At 75.6% G+C, this 15792-nt stretch carries 11 protein-coding genes and 3 pseudogenes; 2 read left to right on the top strand and 12 right to left on the bottom strand.

Annotated elements, in window-relative coordinates; translation table 11 throughout:
• Nucleotides 1-15: 15 nt before the first annotated feature.
• A pseudogene (locus ACQP2P_RS32160) lies at nucleotides 16-132 on the top strand (DNA-binding response regulator); the annotation flags it as partial.
• Between the two features lie 41 nt (nucleotides 133-173).
• Here ACQP2P_RS32160 and ACQP2P_RS32155 read toward each other — a convergent pair.
• The 3 genes from ACQP2P_RS32155 to ACQP2P_RS32145 all read right to left on the bottom strand — a co-directional run bounded on the left by ACQP2P_RS32155 (nucleotide 174) and on the right by ACQP2P_RS32145 (nucleotide 4142).
• On the bottom strand, nucleotides 174-1247 hold the full coding sequence (locus ACQP2P_RS32155) for a carboxylate-amine ligase (protein WP_433619347.1): 1074 nt from the start codon (nucleotides 1245-1247) through the stop codon (nucleotides 174-176).
• A gap of 29 nt (nucleotides 1248-1276) precedes the next feature.
• Entirely contained in the window at nucleotides 1277-2791 is a 1515-nt protein-coding gene (locus ACQP2P_RS32150; RefSeq protein WP_433607202.1) for a diguanylate cyclase domain-containing protein, read from the bottom strand.
• 112 nt (nucleotides 2792-2903) lie between these two features.
• Complete coding sequence (locus ACQP2P_RS32145) at nucleotides 2904-4142, bottom strand: YncE family protein (RefSeq protein ID WP_433607200.1); 1239 nt, start codon at nucleotides 4140-4142, stop codon at nucleotides 2904-2906.
• A gap of 143 nt (nucleotides 4143-4285) precedes the next feature.
• Here ACQP2P_RS32145 and ACQP2P_RS32140 point away from each other — a divergent pair, with 143 nt between their 5' ends.
• Nucleotides 4286-5410: a PucR family transcriptional regulator gene (locus tag ACQP2P_RS32140; RefSeq protein WP_433607198.1), complete on the top strand. Its 1125-nt coding sequence runs from the start codon at nucleotides 4286-4288 to the stop codon at nucleotides 5408-5410.
• Nucleotides 5411-5499: 89 nt separating this feature from the next.
• Here ACQP2P_RS32140 and ACQP2P_RS32135 read toward each other — a convergent pair whose 3' ends face one another.
• From ACQP2P_RS32135 to ACQP2P_RS32095, 9 genes and pseudogenes are all read right to left on the bottom strand, one after another.
• Entirely contained in the window at nucleotides 5500-5715 is a 216-nt protein-coding gene (locus ACQP2P_RS32135) for a ferredoxin (protein WP_433607196.1), read from the bottom strand.
• Nucleotides 5715-6959, bottom strand: coding sequence for a cytochrome P450 (locus ACQP2P_RS32130; protein ID WP_433607194.1), 1245 nt, complete (start codon nucleotides 6957-6959; stop codon nucleotides 5715-5717). Before ACQP2P_RS32130 ends, ACQP2P_RS32135 begins: the two co-directional genes overlap by 1 nt.
• A 143-nt stretch (nucleotides 6960-7102) precedes the next feature.
• On the bottom strand, nucleotides 7103-8212 hold the full coding sequence (locus ACQP2P_RS32125; protein ID WP_433607192.1) for a glycosyltransferase family protein: 1110 nt from the start codon (nucleotides 8210-8212) through the stop codon (nucleotides 7103-7105).
• A 2-nt stretch (nucleotides 8213-8214) separates the two neighbouring features.
• Entirely contained in the window at nucleotides 8215-9102 is an 888-nt protein-coding gene (locus ACQP2P_RS32120) for a glycosyltransferase (protein ID WP_433607190.1), read from the bottom strand.
• 63 nt (nucleotides 9103-9165) lie between these two features.
• Nucleotides 9166-10161, bottom strand: coding sequence for an alpha/beta hydrolase (locus ACQP2P_RS32115; RefSeq protein ID WP_433607188.1), 996 nt, complete (start codon nucleotides 10159-10161; stop codon nucleotides 9166-9168).
• Nucleotides 10158-10901 (bottom strand): thioesterase II family protein, encoded by a 744-nt coding sequence (locus tag ACQP2P_RS32110; protein ID WP_433607186.1) that lies wholly within the window; start codon nucleotides 10899-10901, stop codon nucleotides 10158-10160. The genes ACQP2P_RS32115 and ACQP2P_RS32110 overlap by 4 nt, the downstream gene beginning before the upstream one ends.
• Nucleotides 10901-12664, bottom strand: a pseudogene (locus ACQP2P_RS32105) (non-ribosomal peptide synthetase); the annotation flags it as partial. The pseudogene ACQP2P_RS32105 and the gene ACQP2P_RS32110, both read right to left, overlap by 1 nt.
• Nucleotides 12665-12810: 146 nt before the next feature.
• A complete protein-coding gene (locus ACQP2P_RS32100) occupies nucleotides 12811-13365 on the bottom strand; it encodes a phosphopantetheine-binding protein (RefSeq protein ID WP_433619345.1) in 555 nt (184 codons plus the stop codon).
• 283 nt (nucleotides 13366-13648) lie between these two features.
• Nucleotides 13649-15790, bottom strand: a pseudogene (locus ACQP2P_RS32095) (type I polyketide synthase); the annotation flags it as partial.
• Between the last annotated feature and the right edge of the window lie 2 nt (nucleotides 15791-15792).

Raw genomic sequence — 15792 nt, 5'->3', positions numbered from 1 at the left:
GGTACGGTGTTGCCCGTGCGAGTCGTCGTGGCCGAGGACCTGGCCCTGCTGCGCGACGGGCTGATCCGGCTGCTGCAGGCGCACGGCTTCGAGGTCGTGTCCGCGGTCGGCGCCGGGCCCGACCTGCAACGGGCCGGTGAGTCCGGCCGGTGAGCCCGGCCGCCGGGCGTGGCTCAGGCCGCGGCCGTCTCGGCGGCGCGGGCGCTCAGGGCCTCGGGGACGGTCGCGGCGCGGCGCAGGCGGGTGGCGCCGTTGCCCTCGTCGTGCAGGCGCGCCAGGCCGGCGTGCACGAGGTCCAGGTCGCCGTGGGCGTCCAGGGCCCGGGTGATCTCGCCCAGCAGATCCGCGACCAGGTCCCACGCGGGGCGCGCGGCGCGGTGGCGCAGGTCGGTGAGCGTGTGGCGCAGGCCCGAACGGCAGGCGTTCCAGTGCGCGGCCCGCAGCAGGTGCTCCGGTGCGACCGGCAGGGCCGAACCCGCGGCGAGCCCGGCGGCCAGGGTGGCGACCAGGCCGCGGACCAGGGCCGCGAGCAGCACCGCCTCGGCGGCCGTCGGGGCCACGTCGGCGATGCGGACCTCGACCGTCGGGTAGCGCAGCGACGGGCGGGCGTGCCACCAGACCAGCTCGGGCTCGTACATGGAGCCCGACGCGACCAGCTGCGCCACCGCGTCCTCGTAGTCGGCGAAGGACTCCAGCGGCGGCGTCGGGCCGAGGCCCGGCCAGCGTTCGATGGCGATGCCGCGCCAGCTGTCGTGGCCGGTGTCGCCGCCCTCGTGAAACGGGGAGTTCGCGAACATCGCCTGCAGCACCGGCAGCCACGGGCGCAGGGCGGTGCACACGCGCACGGCGAGGTCACGGTCGGCGACGCCGACGTGCACGTGGCAGCCGCACAGGGCCGGGTCGCGGGCGATCGGGCCGTAGTGCCGGGCGATCGCGCGGTAGCGCGGCGAGTGGGTGACGCTGCGGTCCGGCTCGGCGACCGGCGTCGCGGCGACGGCGACGAGCCGCACCCCGGCGCGCTCGGCGGCCCCGGCGGCGGCGCGGCGGTTCGCGGCCAGGTGCTCGTGCAGCTCGCGCAGCGTGGTGCAGACCGGCGTGACCATCTCCAGGGTGCTGAGCCGGAACTCGTGCCGGCTGCGCTCGCGGGCCTGCGGCGCCAGCGCGGCCCGCGCCTCGGCCACGAGCGGCAGGCTGTGCCACGAGTCCGGGTCGAGCAGCAGGAACTCCTCCTCGACCCCGACCGTCATCGACACGCGTCCAACCTACGGCCTGGTGCTCAGGCGGGCACCCGGGCATCGGGGGCGGCGAGCGCTTCGGTCTTGCGGGCGGTCTTGATGCGGTACATCTCCGCGTCGGCGTCGCGCAGGAGCGCGTCGAGCCCGGCCGGGGTGCCGGTGGCCACGCCCACGCTGGCGCCGACGCGGGCCTCGGTGCCGCCGAGCGCGTAGGGCTCGCTGAGCGCCTCGGTCAGGGCCTGCGCCAGGCGCCGGGCCACCTCCGCGTCCGTGTCCGGCAGGACCACCGCGAACTCGTCGCCGCCGAGCCGCACGGCGAGATCGTCGGCGCGCACGCGCGCGCTCAGCCGCCGGGCCGCGGCCACCAGCAGCTCGTCGCCGGTGTGGTGGCCGTGGCGGTCGTTGACCTGCTTGAAGCCGTCGAGGTCGAGCACCAGGATGCTCAGGTTCGCGGCGGGCGGCAGCGCGGCCAGGCGCTCGGCCAGCAGCGCCCGGTTGGCCAGGCCGGTCAGCGCGTCGTGGGTCGCCCGGTGGCGCAGCTCCCCGTGCAGCTGCCGCAGCTCGAGCATGCTGCGGTCGAGGTCGGTGAGCAGGCGGTCGTTGTCGTGGAAGGCGACGAGCTGCCGGGTGAGCACCAGGCCGGTGATCATCAGGACCCCGGCGGCCACGCCCCACAGCCGCGGGTCGGCGCCCCGGCCGGCCAGCGCGAACACGAGCAGCACCTGGGTCACGCCGACGGCGGCGTAGGGCATGAGGCTGAACCGCCGGCGGCGCACCCGGGCGTCCTCGCGCGGGTTGCGGGTCTGCACCTCCTGGATGCGCACGCTCGCCACCGTCAGGATGCACGACAGCAGCGACGCGACGGCCTCCACGCGCGGGTTCGGGCCGCCGGTGACGATGATGCTCGCGGCCGCGCCGAGCGCGGACCCGGCCACCCCGGCGCACCCGGCCACGCCGGCGAGGCGGGTGAACGGCGCGGTGCCGCTCAGGATGAGCTTGAGCACGCCGAGCACGATGACGAGCATGGCGACCGAGGACGCCGCCGAGGCGAGCTGGTCGGCCAGGCGCGGGTTGCCGAGCTGGGCGCCGATGGAGAAGTACCACAGCAGCACCGCGACCCCGGCGAGCACGGTGGCCGCGTCCAGCCACAGGCGCAACCGCAGCCGCCCGGTGTCCCCGAGCGGGTGGCGCAGCATCAGCACCATCATCACGGACATCGCGAGCACCACGCACAACGACTGCACGAGGCTGGTCGGGGTGCCGGGGCCGCCGGCGACGACGAGGGCGGTCTGCAGCCCGTCGCCCAGCGCGCACAGCAGCCCCCCGGCGGCGAGCCCGAGCCAGAACCGGCGGGCGGGACGCTCGCCGGCGGTGAGCCGGGCGAGGCGCGCCGAGAAGACCATGATGCCGAGGTCGAGGCCGGTCTGGATGCCCCACGACAGCGCGGACCCGCCGGGCCCGGCGAGGAACCAGAGCGGCACCGCGAGCGCGAGGACGGCCAGGCCGAGCAGCACGGGGTCACGCCCGAGCCCGCCGGTCGACGACCGTGACGCCATGAGACCTCCCCGAATCCCCTCTTCAGGAAAGCGTTCGGCCGCCGCGGGGAACACCTGAGCGGGCCGGGCGGATGCAACCGACCGGCAACCGCGGTGCTCGGCCCCGGCCCGGTCAGCTCGCGGCGATGTGACCGATCCGCACGCGCTGGGGGTGGTCCCCGACGGGGATGCTGACGACCTTCTGCCCGGTGGCGAAGCTGATCGCGGTCACCTGGTCGGCGCCGGACTCGGAGATGACGCAGTCGCGGCCGTCGCCGCTGACCGTGGCCCAGTAGGGCTTGCTCGCCGGGATCAGGGTGCCCTCCCGCAGCGTGGCCCGGTCCACCACGGTCGCGTAGTCGTCCATGGTGCCCGCCACGCACAGGTGCGCGCCGTCCGGGCTCATCGACAGGCCGTGGTGGCGGGAGTCGTTGACCCAGGTGGTGCGGTCCGGGCTGGTCGCCGGGTTCTTGGGCAGCTCCCGGACGCGGGTGATCCGGTCGGCGGCGACGTCGTACTCCACGAAGCCGTTGAAGAAGGACAGCTGGAAGTACAGCGTCCGCTCGTCCGGGGTGAAGACGGCCGGGCGGACGGCGTCGGACAGGTCGCCGCGGCCGAACGCGTCCAGCCGCTGCCGCATGTCGATGGTCCGGACCACCTGGAACGTGCGCGTGTCGGCGATCGTGATGTGCCGGTCGCCCTTGGTCCAGTCCAGCCACGGGTCGTCCAGGTCGGTGTTGACCTCACCGATGGACATGTTCCACAGGTAGCGGCCGCCGTCGGTGTAGATGTTCTCGTGCGGCTTGTCGCCGGCGGTGAACGAGCCGAGCTGCCGGCCGGTGGTGATGTCGAGCACGTGCACGGTGTTCGACGTGGAGGCGGAGACGGCGACCTGGGTGCCGTCGGGGGAGACGGCCATGTGGTCGGCCCGGAAGCCCGAGACCGGGAAGCGCCAGCGCAGCGCGCCCGTGCGCAGGTCGACGGCGACGACGTCGGCGAAGCTGGGCCGGGACACGACCAGGGCGCTGCCGTCCGGCGTCGTGTACATGTCGTCGACGAGCTGGTCGTGGCCCTCGCCCGGCCCCTGCTGGACGCCGAGGTAGAAGGCGAGCCGGACCGGGTTGAGGTAGATCTCCCAGAGCCGCCGGTCGCGGTCGGGCACGACGTTGATCCGCCGCAGCTTCTCGTAGGTGCCGCTGGAGCGGATCACGTCGACCGTGCCGTCCCAGTTGTTGCCGACGAACATCACCTCCTGCGGCGCGGGCGCCGCGGCGGCGGGCGCGGACGCGCCCGACAGCGGCACGAGCGCGCTCGCGAGCAGGGCGAGACCGGCGAGCGCGGCGCGGCGGCGGGGGCGGGGAATGGCGGACACGCGGCCTCCCTGGGCTTTGTCGTTACCGTGCGGTAACCTCCAGGAAATCGCCGATCGGTGGCGGTCGATAGGTCCCGGCGCACAACGCCGCGCCCGGCGGTTGTGCCGAGTCCACAACGCGAATCCACGACAGCGAGGCCGATGTGTCCACCCCGCTCACGCCGCTGCTGGCCGCGCTGGCCGGCGACGAGGGGCTGGTCGACGAGCTCGTCGCCGCCGCCCGGTCCGCCTCGCCCGACGTGGCGCGGCTGCCCGCGCACGAGAGCCGGCGGCACGTGGCCGTGCTCCTCGCGGCCGGCCTGGCCGCGTTCCAGGGCGGGGAGCCGGACTTCGGGGAGGCCGCGCGGCTGGGGGCCGACCGGGCCGCGCAGGGCGTGCCGTGTGCCGGGTTGTTGTGTGCGGTACGGGCGGCCCGGACCCGCGTCCTGGAGGTCGCCGTCGCGCGCGGGCGGGCCGCGGGGATCCCGGACGAGGTGCTGCTGAGCGCGGCGCTGGACTTCGACCGGTACGTCGGCGCGCTCGAAGGCCACGTCGTCGAGGGCTACCGCGAGGCCGAGCGGGCCCGGGCCCGGGGCCGGCGGGACCAGCGCGACGCGGTGCTGCGGGCGCTGCTGCTCGGCGGCCAGGCGGACGACGCGCCGGCGGTGGGGCTGCGCGCCGGCGCGCGGTACCGCTGCGTCGTGCTGGACGTGACCGACCCGGCCCGGGCCGAGGCGCTGCAGCCGCGGCTCGCCGCGTGCGGCGGGGTCTTCGGCACCGTCGAGGGCCGCCTCGCCGGACTGACCCCGCGGGCCCCGGCGGCCGCCGGCCCCGACGTCACGGCCGTCGTCGGGCCGCCGCTGCCGCTGCGGCGGGCGGCCGAGGGCTACCGGCTGTGCCTCGCCGCGCTGACGGGGGCCGTGCGCTTCGCCCGCACCGGCGTGCTCGCGGTGGTCGACCTCGCCGCGGAGACGGCCCTGGCCGCCCAGCCGGAGCTCGGCGCGGTGCTCGGTGCGGCGCTGCTCGCGCGGCTCGACCCGGCCGACGCCTTCCACCGCGAGCTGGTCGGCACCGCCCTGGCGTATCTCGACCACGGCCGCCGCCTCGACCGCACGGCCGCGGCGCTGCACGTGCACCCGAACACGGTGCGCTACCGGCTGCGCGCCCTGCACGAGCGCACCGGCCTGCCCGTCGACGACGACGGCGCCCCGGTGCTCACGACCCTGCGCTGCTGGTGGGCGTTCGAGACGTGGCAACGCGGCCGGTGCGGCCCGCCGGCGGCGCCGTGACGCGGCCGAGGGCGTCCGGGCCCGCGGCCGCGCCGGCGGTCGGCGCGGACTCCCAGGTCGTCGCGTGCACGCCCGCACGGCCTCCGGCGTCAGCCCGGGGCGGCCCCGCGGTTCGTGTGGATCTCGATGACGGCGGCCGGGCACCGGGTCGCCGCCTCGTAGGCCGCCTCCCGCAGCCCCGCCGGCGGATGCTCGGCGAGCAGGATCACCACCCCGTCGTCGTCGCGCTGGTCGAACAGTTCCGGGGCGACGAGCGCGCACACGCCCGAGCCGATGCACTTGTCCCGGTGGACCTCGACCCACATCAGCCGGCGTCCTCGTCCGCGTCGGGGAGCGCGGGCAGCACCTCGTCCCAGAGCACCGGCACCGCGACCGGCCCGCCCACCGCGGTGCGTGTCTTGAAGCGGATGTCCCCGATCGGCACGGCCAGCCGCAGCGACGGGATCCGCCGGGGCAGCGCCGCCAGCACGGCGGTCAGCTCGAGCCGGGCCAGCTGCTGCCCGACGCACTGGTGCGGCCCGTGCCCGAAGCCGACGTGCGGGCCGGGGCCGCGGCCGACGTCGAACCGGTCGGCGTCGGCGTGCAGCGCGGTGTCGCGGTTGGCGGACTGGATCGCCAGCACGACGAGGTCGCCCGCCCGCATCGGCTGCCCGCCGATCACGCAGTCCTCGAGGACCTCGCGCATGAGGCCGGTGCCGACGCCGAGGTAGCGCACCAGCTCCTCGGCCCCGCCGGCCGCGAGCTCGGGGCGCTCCCGCAGCCGGGCCAGCTCCGCGGGGTGCTCCAGCAGCGCCAGCATCCCGTGGGCGATCACGCTCGCGGTGGTGTCGTAGCCGGCCATGAGCAGGCCCGCGGCCATCGACACGAGCTCGGTGTCGGTGAACGGCCGGTCGGTCTGGTCGCTGCGCACGATCATGCGGCTGAGCACGTCGTCGCCCGGGTTCGCGCGGCGGGCGAGGACGGTGCCGAAGAGGTACTCCAGCAGCGGGCGCATCGCCGCGCCGTAGTCCTCGGCGCTGGAGCTGCCCGAGAACAGCGCGTCGGCCGCCTGCTGGAACAGCACCCGGTCGGCCTCCGGCACGCTGAGCAGCTCGGCGATGACGGCGGTGGTCACCGGCTTGGCGAAGCAGGTGTAGAGGTCCACCGGCGGGGCGATGCCGGCGAGGGCGTCCAGGCGCTCGTCGACGATGCGCCGCACGAGCGGGCGCAGCTGCGCGATCCGCTGCATGTTCGACACCTCGGGCGCCATGTGCCGGCGGAAGCGCAGGTGCTCCGGGCCGTCCATGCGGGCGAAGTCGCCCTCGCCGGGCGGCTCGCTGTTGTAGCCGGCGAGGATGTGCGCGGCCGTGCCCGGGCGGGTGCTGAAGCGCCGCGGGTCGCTCAGCACCTCCCGCACGTCGGCGTAGCGCGTCACGAGCCACGCGTCGATCCCCGTCGGGCAGGCCACGCGGATGACCGGGCTGGCCTCGCGCAGCTCGGCGTAGTCCGGCGGCGGCCCGAACGGGCAGCCCTTCTCGGCGGGCAGCGGAAGCTCACGCACAGCAGTCATGGGTACCCCCGATCGCGACCGTGCGTTCATCTTGGTCGATGCGTGGCCGGCACGCCAGGACCAATCCCCAACATGTCCGCTCCAAGTGCTGAACCCGGCGTATGGCGCTATTTCACGACACGACCGTCTCGGGTGGTGCCGGGCTACAGCCCGAGGCTCGCCACCAGGTCCGTCGACTCACCGGTGAACTGCCGCGCCGCCAGTGCCCGGGCGGCCGCGGCGTACTCGGCCCGCCGGGCCAGGAAGTCGCGGACCTGCTCCGGGGCGATCTCGTCGGTGTACGCCCCGATGCCGAAGCGCTCCAGCATCATCGCGTTGAAATGCTGCTCGTACACGTCGAACGGCACCCCCAGGACCGGCTTGCCGAGGTAGACGCACTCGGACAGCAGCTGGTGCCCGGCGGTGGAGATCACGGCCGAGCAGGAGGCGAGCGCCGCGGTGAACGCCGGGCGGTCGAACGGGCCCACCTCGACGTTGGCCGGCGCGCCGGCGACGGGCGACTTGGTGAAGACCTGGAAGCGCAGCCCGGGTGCCGACACCGACAGGATCTCGAGGATCTTGTCGAGGTTCTGGCGGGTCGGACCGTAGGGCGACAGGTACACGACCACCGACGTCTCGTCCACCCCCGGCGTGAGCCCGCGCACGTCGGGTCGCAGGATCGGCTCGATCACCCGGCCGCTGTAGCGCTCGTCGCGCTCCCACTCCACCGGGAAGAACGAGGATGCGATCCGCTCGTCCGCCGCCGGGAAGAAGTAGCGCAGCTTCGCCGCCTCCTGCTCGCGCGTGTAGCCGCCGGCGTCGGGCGTGCGGTACAGCAGGAACTTGCTCTGCTGCTCGGTGGTGATCAGCCGGGCGCCCAGCATGTAGGCGATCTGGGCGCTGGCCGGCTCATAGTCGGTGAACACCACGTCCGGCGCCCCGCCGAGCTGCTCCATGACCTGCTCGCACAGCGCGAAGTTCCACGCGTCGCCGCGCGGGTCCTGGGCCCGGCCGTTGGCGGCGGCGCGGGGCACGTCGATGCCTTCGCCCGTCATGGCCACCCAGCCGCCGGGGAAGTGCGTGGGCACCGCGATCGGCACCGGCGCGGCGAACGCGCCCTCCAGCGCCGGCACCCCGTCGCCGAAGGTGATGATGGCTACCCGGTGGCCCCGCTGCTGCAGCTGGTTGACCAGGCTCAGCTGCCGCGAGCTGTGCCCGTTGCCCATCCCGCAGGCGCCGACCAGCACGCGCTGGGCGGTGATGTCGTTCGCCATGTTCAGAACTTCCTCTCCAGAGCCGGTTCGAGGTGGTCGGGCAGCAGCCCGCGGGTGCGGATCTCCTCCTCGATCAGGAAGATGTCGTGGTCGGGCCGCAGCCGGGTGATCGGCGTGTCGTACTTCGCCGCGAAGTAGTGGTGGTTCGCCTTGGCGCTGCGGATGTCCTCCTTCGGGTGCGGATGGTGGATGCCGGCGGCGTCCCGGCTGAGCAGGAAGGTGGCCCCGCCCCGGTGCAGCCGGTAGGCCAGGTCGACGTCCTCGCCGCCCCAGGACTGGAAGGCCTCGTCGAACAGCCCGACCGCCCGGGCCTGGGCGGTGTTGGCCGACGCGTTGCACGTCCAGTAGACGAGCCACGGCGCGGCGAGCTTCCACAGCTGCTCGCCGTAGCGGTCGTAGTACCACTCCCGCACATCGGGGAAGCGGCCCTCGCGTGCGAGGCGGCGGATCGTGCCGTCGGGGTCGCCCGGATCGATGCTCTCCGCCGCGGCCTGCGCGTCGTCGGCGAACCCCCACACATAGCCGATCACCGCGACCGGGCCGGCCGACGCCTCGTGCGCCGCGCAGTGCGCCGCCAGCGCGCCGGAGCCGAGCAGGACGCCGGAGTCCACGAACACGCTCACCGCTGCGCGGGCGTCCCGCAGGCCCATGTTGCGGGCCGCGGCGACCCGGAAGCCCTTGTCCTGCTGGAAGCGGTACCGCAGCGTCAGCCGGTCCTGGTAGCTGTCCACCAGTGCCCGCGTGCCGTCGCTGGACCCGTCGTCGGCCACGATCACCTCGAAGTCCTCGCGGGGCAGGTCCTGCCCGACCAGCGAGTCGAGGGTGTGCCGCAGGAGATTGACCCGGTTGTACGTCGGGACGATCACGGTGCACCGCAGTTGCCGATTCATGAGCCTCAGTCTCCCTCCTTTGGCAACACCAGGCAACTCAACTTGGCAATTTTTGGCAACTGTTCAGCCGGTACTGCGGGCCAGGATGCGCCGCAGCCACGCGATCCGAGCGTCCTGGGCGGCGCCCGAGACGACGGCGTCCGGCACCCACTGGTCGAAGCTGTGGAACGCGCCGGCCCAGACGTGCAACTCGGCATCGCCACCCTGCTGCCAGACCCGGGACACGAAGGCGACGCTCTCGTCCCGCAGCGCCTCCACCGAGCCGACGTCGACGAACATCGGCGGCAGGCCGCTGAGGTCCTCGGCTCGCGCGGGGGCGGCGTAGTACGACACCCGCGGCGTCCCCCGGCGATCACCGAGCAGCGCGGTCCAGCCGGTGACGTTGGACGTGCGGTCCCACAGGCCGACGCCGACCATCTGCCGGCCGGACGGCGAGTCGCAGCGGTCGTCCAGCATCGGGCACTGCAGCATCTGCCCGAGCAGCCGCGGCCCGCCCCGGTCCCGGGCCATCAGCGCGACCCCGGCCGCCAGCCCGCCGCCGGCACTGTTGCCGCTGACGACGATCCGGGCCGGGTCCAGCCCGAGCCCGGCGGCGTTCCCGGCGGTCCAGACCAGCCCGGCGTAACAGTCCTCGACCGGGGCCGGATCGGGGTGCTCCGGCGCCAGCCGGTACTCGACCGCGACCACGGCCAGGCCCAGCCGCTCCGCCCGGACCAGCTCGCCGTGCAGCTCGAGCGTGCGGTTGTGCCCCGCGACCATCCCGCCACCGTGGATGTTGACGATGACCCCGTGCGGCCCGGGCATCGCGGTGGGACGGCAGATCAGCACGGCCAGGTCGCCGCCCGGCCCGGGGAACGTGCGCTCCTCGAGGCTGAACGCACCGCCGCGGCGGATCTGCTCGTCGGTCATCCGGCCGTCGGCCGAGCGCACCCGGCGCTCGGCGATGGTGTCGGCGGTCATGCTCGGCAGGCCGGCCAGGATGTCTCGCACCGGCTGGTCCAGCTCGGGATCGAACGGCGGGACGGCGCCGGTGCGGGAATCGGTGGGAGCGCTGGTCACGGGGTCTCCTTCCGGGCCGGTTCGAGCAGCGCGAACGGCGGGCGGCCGGTCAGGTAGAAGTGGTCGCCCGGCACGACGACCTCGCGGAACGGGCCGGCCGTCAGCTCCGGCCAGGGCCGCTCGTCGGCGTCGGCGTCGGCGTCGCCGACGATCGTGGTGACCGGGCAGCGCAGCCGCGGCTCGGGCGAGAACGACCGCATGTAGGCGTGGAACATCCGGCCGTCGCTGCGGATGTAGGGCAGCACGAGCTCCTGGAACAGCGGATCGGCGGCCAGCTGCGGATCGGTGCCGCCGAGGCTGATCAGCCGGGCGACGGTCGCCGGGTCGTCGTGCGCGTCATCGGCCTCGGGCGGTGGCGGCGCCGGCAGTGGCGCGTTGCGGGAGCCCGATGCGAAGAGGTGGCTGACCGGCACGCCCAGGCTCTCCAGCGACCGCGCGGTCTCGAGGGCGACGCCGGCGCCCATGCTGTGGCCGAACAGCGCCAGCGGCAGGTCGCCGAGCTGCGCCACGGCGCGGGCGATCCGGCGGCCGAGCGCGGGCAGGTCGTCGGGGGCCGGCTCGTCGATGCGCTCGGCGCGCCCCGGATAGCGCACCGCGTAAACCGCCGTGTCGGTCAGGTGGTTGCCCCAGTCGCGGAAGATCACCGCCGAGCCGCCCGCGTGCGGGAAGCAGACGAGGCGCTGCCGGGCGTCGGGCCGCGGCACCGGATGCTGCAGCCAGAGCTCGTCGTGGCCGGGCATCAGGCGTCCACCTCCGCCCGCCGGCGCCGGGCCCGGGCGGCCTCGGCGCGGGCCACGGCGGCCTGCCGGGCGGCGCCGCCGGCCCGGGCCGAACCGCGGTTGCCGGTGCGGATCAGCTCGGCCTGGGCCGCGACGGTGGTGTGGCGGAACAGGGCGACGACCGAGGGCCGGGTGCCGGTGTGCCGCTCCAGCGCGTCCTGGAGCCGGAACATGGCCAGCGAGTGCCCGCCGAGGTCGAAGAAGTTGACGTCGGACGGGACGGTCGGCAACGCCAGCACCTCCGACCAGGCCGCGCTGACCTGCTCGGTGCGCTCGCCGGCCGCCCCGCCGGAGCCGGCCGGCGCCGCGACCGCAGCGGGGGCAGGGGCGCCGATCGAGGCGCGCAGCCGGGGCCGGTCCACCTTGCCGTTGACCGTGGTCGGGAAGCGGTCCAGCACCTGTACGACCGCCGGCACCTGCACCGCCGGCAGGCGGCCGGCCAGCTGCGCGCGCACCTGCTCGCCGTCGACACCGGGCCCGGCGACGACGAATCCGGCCAGCCGGGTGCCGTCGGCGTCGGGCAGGGCGACCGCGTCGTGCACCCCCGGGACGGCGCGCAGGGCGTTCTCGACCGCGCCGAGCTCGATCCGGTGCCCGCGGATCTTGATCTGGTGGTCCCGGCGGCCGATGAAGTCGAGCGTGCCGTCGTCGTTCCAGCGGACCAGGTCGCCGGTGCGGTACATCCGATCGTCCGCGCCGCCGGCGAACGGGTCGGGGCGGAAGGCCCGCGCGGTCGCGTCGGGGCGGCCGAGGTAGCCCTGGGTCACGCCGGCGCCGCCGATGTACAGCTCGCCCTCGACCCCGGGGCTGACCGGCCGGCCGTCCTGGTCCAGAACATAGAGGCGGGTGCCCGGGACCGGGCCGCCGATGGAGACGGTCGCCGGTGCGTCGAAGCGGCGGTAGGTCGCCCAGACGGTGGCTTCGGTCGGGCCGTACTCGTTGACCAGCGCAACCCCGTCGTGCACGGCGAAGTGCCGGTCGACCAGCCCCTGCGGCAGGGCCTCCCCGGCGGTGATGACGGTGTCGAGGCTGCGCAGCACGCCGTCGCCGACCCGCCGGGCGGCGTCGAGCAGCACGGCGTAGAGCGACGGGATGCACAGCAGCCGGGTCACGCCATGCTCGGCGATCAGCCGGACCAGGCACCCGGGGTCGCGGACCTCCTCGGCGGTGGCGACGACGAGATGGCCGCCGGTGGACAGCGTCCCCCAGATACCGGCCACCGACGAGTCGAACGCGAGCGGCGAGACGAGCAGGAAGACCGAGTCGCCGGGGTACACCATCCGCCGCGCCTCGGTGGACGCGCTCAGCCGGCGGTGGTCGACCAGGACGCCCTTGGGCTCACCGGTGCTGCCGGAGGTGTAGATGACGTACGCGGGGTCGTCGAGGGTCGCGGCCGGGGCGGGCACCGCGGGCGCATCCCCGGCCAGGTCCCGCGGGTCGATCCGCACCACGGGCCGGCCGGTCGCGGCGACCCGCGCCGCGGCGAAGGCGGTCACGACCACCTGGCCGGCGCCGGCGTCGGCCAGGACGGCGGCGATGCGCTCGTCGGGCTGGGCCAGGTCGACGGGGACGTACGCGGCACCGAGCCGCACCACGCCGAGCACCGCCGCGACCATCGCGGCCGACGGCTCGGCGACGACGCCGACCATGTCGCCGCGGGTGACACCGGCCGCGGCGAGGCGGTGCGCGATCCGGCCGGCCCAGCGCTCGAGCTCGGCATAGGTCAGGGTGTCGCCGCCGCTGGACACGGCGGGCCGGTCCGGCCGGGCCTGGGCCTGCCGGGCGACGAGCTCCGGCACGCTCGCCGTCGGGGCGACCGGGGCGCCGATGCCCGGCTGGAGCGGGCCGAACGGGGTGGTCGGGGCAGCCATCAGGACTCCTTCTGGGTGCTGAGTTGGGCGATGTGCTCGGCGACGAGCGCGCGCTGGCGGCCGAGGGTGCGCCCGGCGAGCAGGTCGCGCAGCGGGACCTTGATGCCGAGCGCCTGGTTGATCCGGCGGGCGAGGTGGGTGACGGTCAGGGAGTCGCCGCCGAGCGCGAAGAAATCGGCGTCGGGGTCGAGGGCGCGGTGGCCGAGGAGTTCGGCCCACAGCTGCGACACGACCTCCGCGGGCTCCGGGCGGCCGGCCGCCGCGGGCTGCGGGTGCTCGGGCGCCGCCGCCGGCCGCTCGGTCGCCGTGGCGGCCGGTGCCGCCGGTGCGGTCCCGGGGGCCGGGGCGGGCAGCGTCTCCGGGGCGATCCAGCGCGGCCCGGCGAACGGATAGCCCGGCAGGTGCGCCGGGCGGCCCCCGCCGCACAGTTCGGTCACGTCGACGGGCTGGCCGCCGGTCCACAGTTCGCCGAGCGCCGTGATGATTCCCGCACCCGCCGGGCTGTCGTGCGCCGCAACCAGGTCGACCGCGTGGATGCCGGCGGCCTCGGCCATGCCGCTGAGCGCGCGGCCCGGCCCGACCTCGACCGCGACGGCGTCCGGCCAGCGCTCGGCGAGGGCGGTCAGGGCGTCGGCGAAACGGACCGGCAGGCGGGCCTGGTCGACGAAGACCTCGGGGCCGATCGCCGCACCGGCGTCGATGAGCCGGCCGCTGGCGTTGGCCGCGACCGGCAGCGCGGGCGGGTGCAGCGCCACCCCGTCCAGCTCCCGGGCGAGGCTCGTCCGCGGCCGGGGCGATGCTGCTGGTGTGGAAGGCGTGGCTGGTCCGCAGCAGCTTGGCGTACACCGGGTCGCCGGGCCGGGCGGCCAGCCAGGTGCGCAGCGCCTCGACCGCGTCGGCCGGGCCGGCCACGACCGATGTGTCGGCGGTGTTGACCGCGGCCAGCTCCACCGGCGCGCCCGACTCCCGCACGAGCTGCCCGGCCTGCTCCGCCGGGCAGCCCAGCGCCAGCATCGTCCCGGGCGGGCAGGCCTGCATCGCCCGGCCGCGGGCGGCGACGAACCGGGCGGCGGCGGCCAGGTCGAGGACCCCGGCGAGGCAGGCGGCGGTGATCTCGCCGAGGCTGTGCCCGGCCAGCGCCACCGGGCGCAGCCCGAGTCCGATGAGCGCGGTCGCCGCGGCGTGCTCGACGGCGAACAGCGCGGGCTGGGCCAGCTCGGTGGCGTCGAGGTCGCCGGCCGGGAACCGCGGGTCGAACAGCGCGGCGGACAGCCGCGCCCGCACCCCCGGCTCGAACGCGTCGAGGCACGCCCGCAGGGCGCCGGCGAAGCCGGGCAGGGCGGCGCGCAGCGGCAGCGCCATGCCCGGGAACTGCGCGCCCTGGCCCGGGAGCAGGAAGATCAGCGGGGCCGGGCCGGTGGCGGGCCGGCGGCCGCGCACGACACCCGCGCCGGAGGTGAGCCGCTCGGCCAGTTCGATCGGGCCGCACGCGGCGACGGCGAGGCGCTCGGGCAGGGCCGCCCGGCCGAGCGCCAGCGTGGTCGTCACGTCGGCGAGGTCGGCCGGGTGCTTGGTGAGGTGCTCGGCCAGCCGCGCGGCGCAGCGGTCCAGCGCCTCGGGGTCGGCCGCCGAGAGCAGGGCCAGGCGGGGGCGCCCGTCCGCGACCGGCTCCGGGCCGGCCTCGGTGGGCGCGGCCTCGATCACGACGTGGGCATTGGTGCCGCCGATCCCGAAGGAGCTGACCCCCGCCCGGCGCGGCTCCGGGCCGGCCCACGGCTGGGCCTCGGTCGGCACGCGCAGCGGCGTGCTGGTCTCCAGCAGGGGGTTGAGGGCCGTGAAGCCGGCGACGGGCGGCACCACGCCGCGCTCGACCACCAGCAGCGCCTTGATCAGGGCGGTGACTCCGGCGGCGGCGTCGAGGTGCCCGACGTTGGCCTTGACCGCCCCGACCGCGATCGGGCCGCGGTCGGCGTGCTCGCTCGCGCCGTATGCGGCCGAGGCGGCGGCCCACTCGATGGGGTCTCCGACCGGCGTGCCGGTGCCGTGCACCTCCAGGAACCCGACGGTGCCCGGATCGACGCCCGCCGCGCGCAAGGCCTCGCCGATCACGGCCTCCTGCCCCTCGATCGAGGGCGCGTAGTAGCCGGCCTTCGAGGCGCCGTCGTTGTTGACGGCGGTGCCCAGGATGACGCCGTGCGGGCGCACCCCGTCGGCCTCCGCGTCGGCGTAGCGGCGCAGGACCACGCAGGCCACGCCGGAGCCGCCGACGACCCCGTCGGCGCGCACGTCGAACGGGCGGCAGTTGCCGGTCGGGGACTGCACGCCGCCGGGCACGTGCAGGTAGCCGCCCTGCGGCCAGTTCATGCCGGCGGCGACCACGATGGCCTGGTCGCACTCCCGGTTGAGCAGGGACTGCACGGCCAGGTGCACCGCGACCAGCGACGACGAGCAGGCGGTCTGCACCGCGAGGGCGGGGCCGGTGAGGCCCAGCTTGTAGGCGATCCGGCTGGCCATGAAGTCCGGCTCGGTGCCATGGATCGCGTCGTCCAGGGTGACCTGGTCGAGCCGGCCCCCGGCCACCATGCTGCGCAGGTAGGCGCTGCCGGTGGCCGAGGCGAAGACGCCGGTGGTACGGGTGCCGGCCAGCGGGTCGACGCCGGCGTCCTCGAGGGCGGCCCAGGCGACCTCCAGCATCAGCCGGTGCTGCGGGTCGAGCATCTCGGCCTCGCGGGGACTGATGCGGAACAGCGCGTTGTCGAAGCGCTCGGCATCGGCCAGGTGGCCGTGCACGGCCACGTAGTCGGGATCGTCGGCGAGGCTCGCCGGCACACCGGCGGCAAGCAGCTCGTCCCGGCTGTACCGCTTGGTCAGCACCGTGCCGGCGACGAGGGCTGACCACCAGGCGTCGACGTCGGAGGCGCCGGGGAACCGGCCCGCCAGTCCGGTCACGGCGACATCGAAGGATCGGTCGCGGGTCATGT

This window comes from Dactylosporangium sp. CA-139114, assembly GCF_050955725.1.
In the GTDB taxonomy this organism is placed as follows: Bacteria; Actinomycetota; Actinomycetes; order Mycobacteriales; family Micromonosporaceae; genus Dactylosporangium.
The sequence above is the reverse complement of the archived record's forward strand: the minus strand, read 5'-3'. Positions and strand labels throughout refer to the sequence as shown.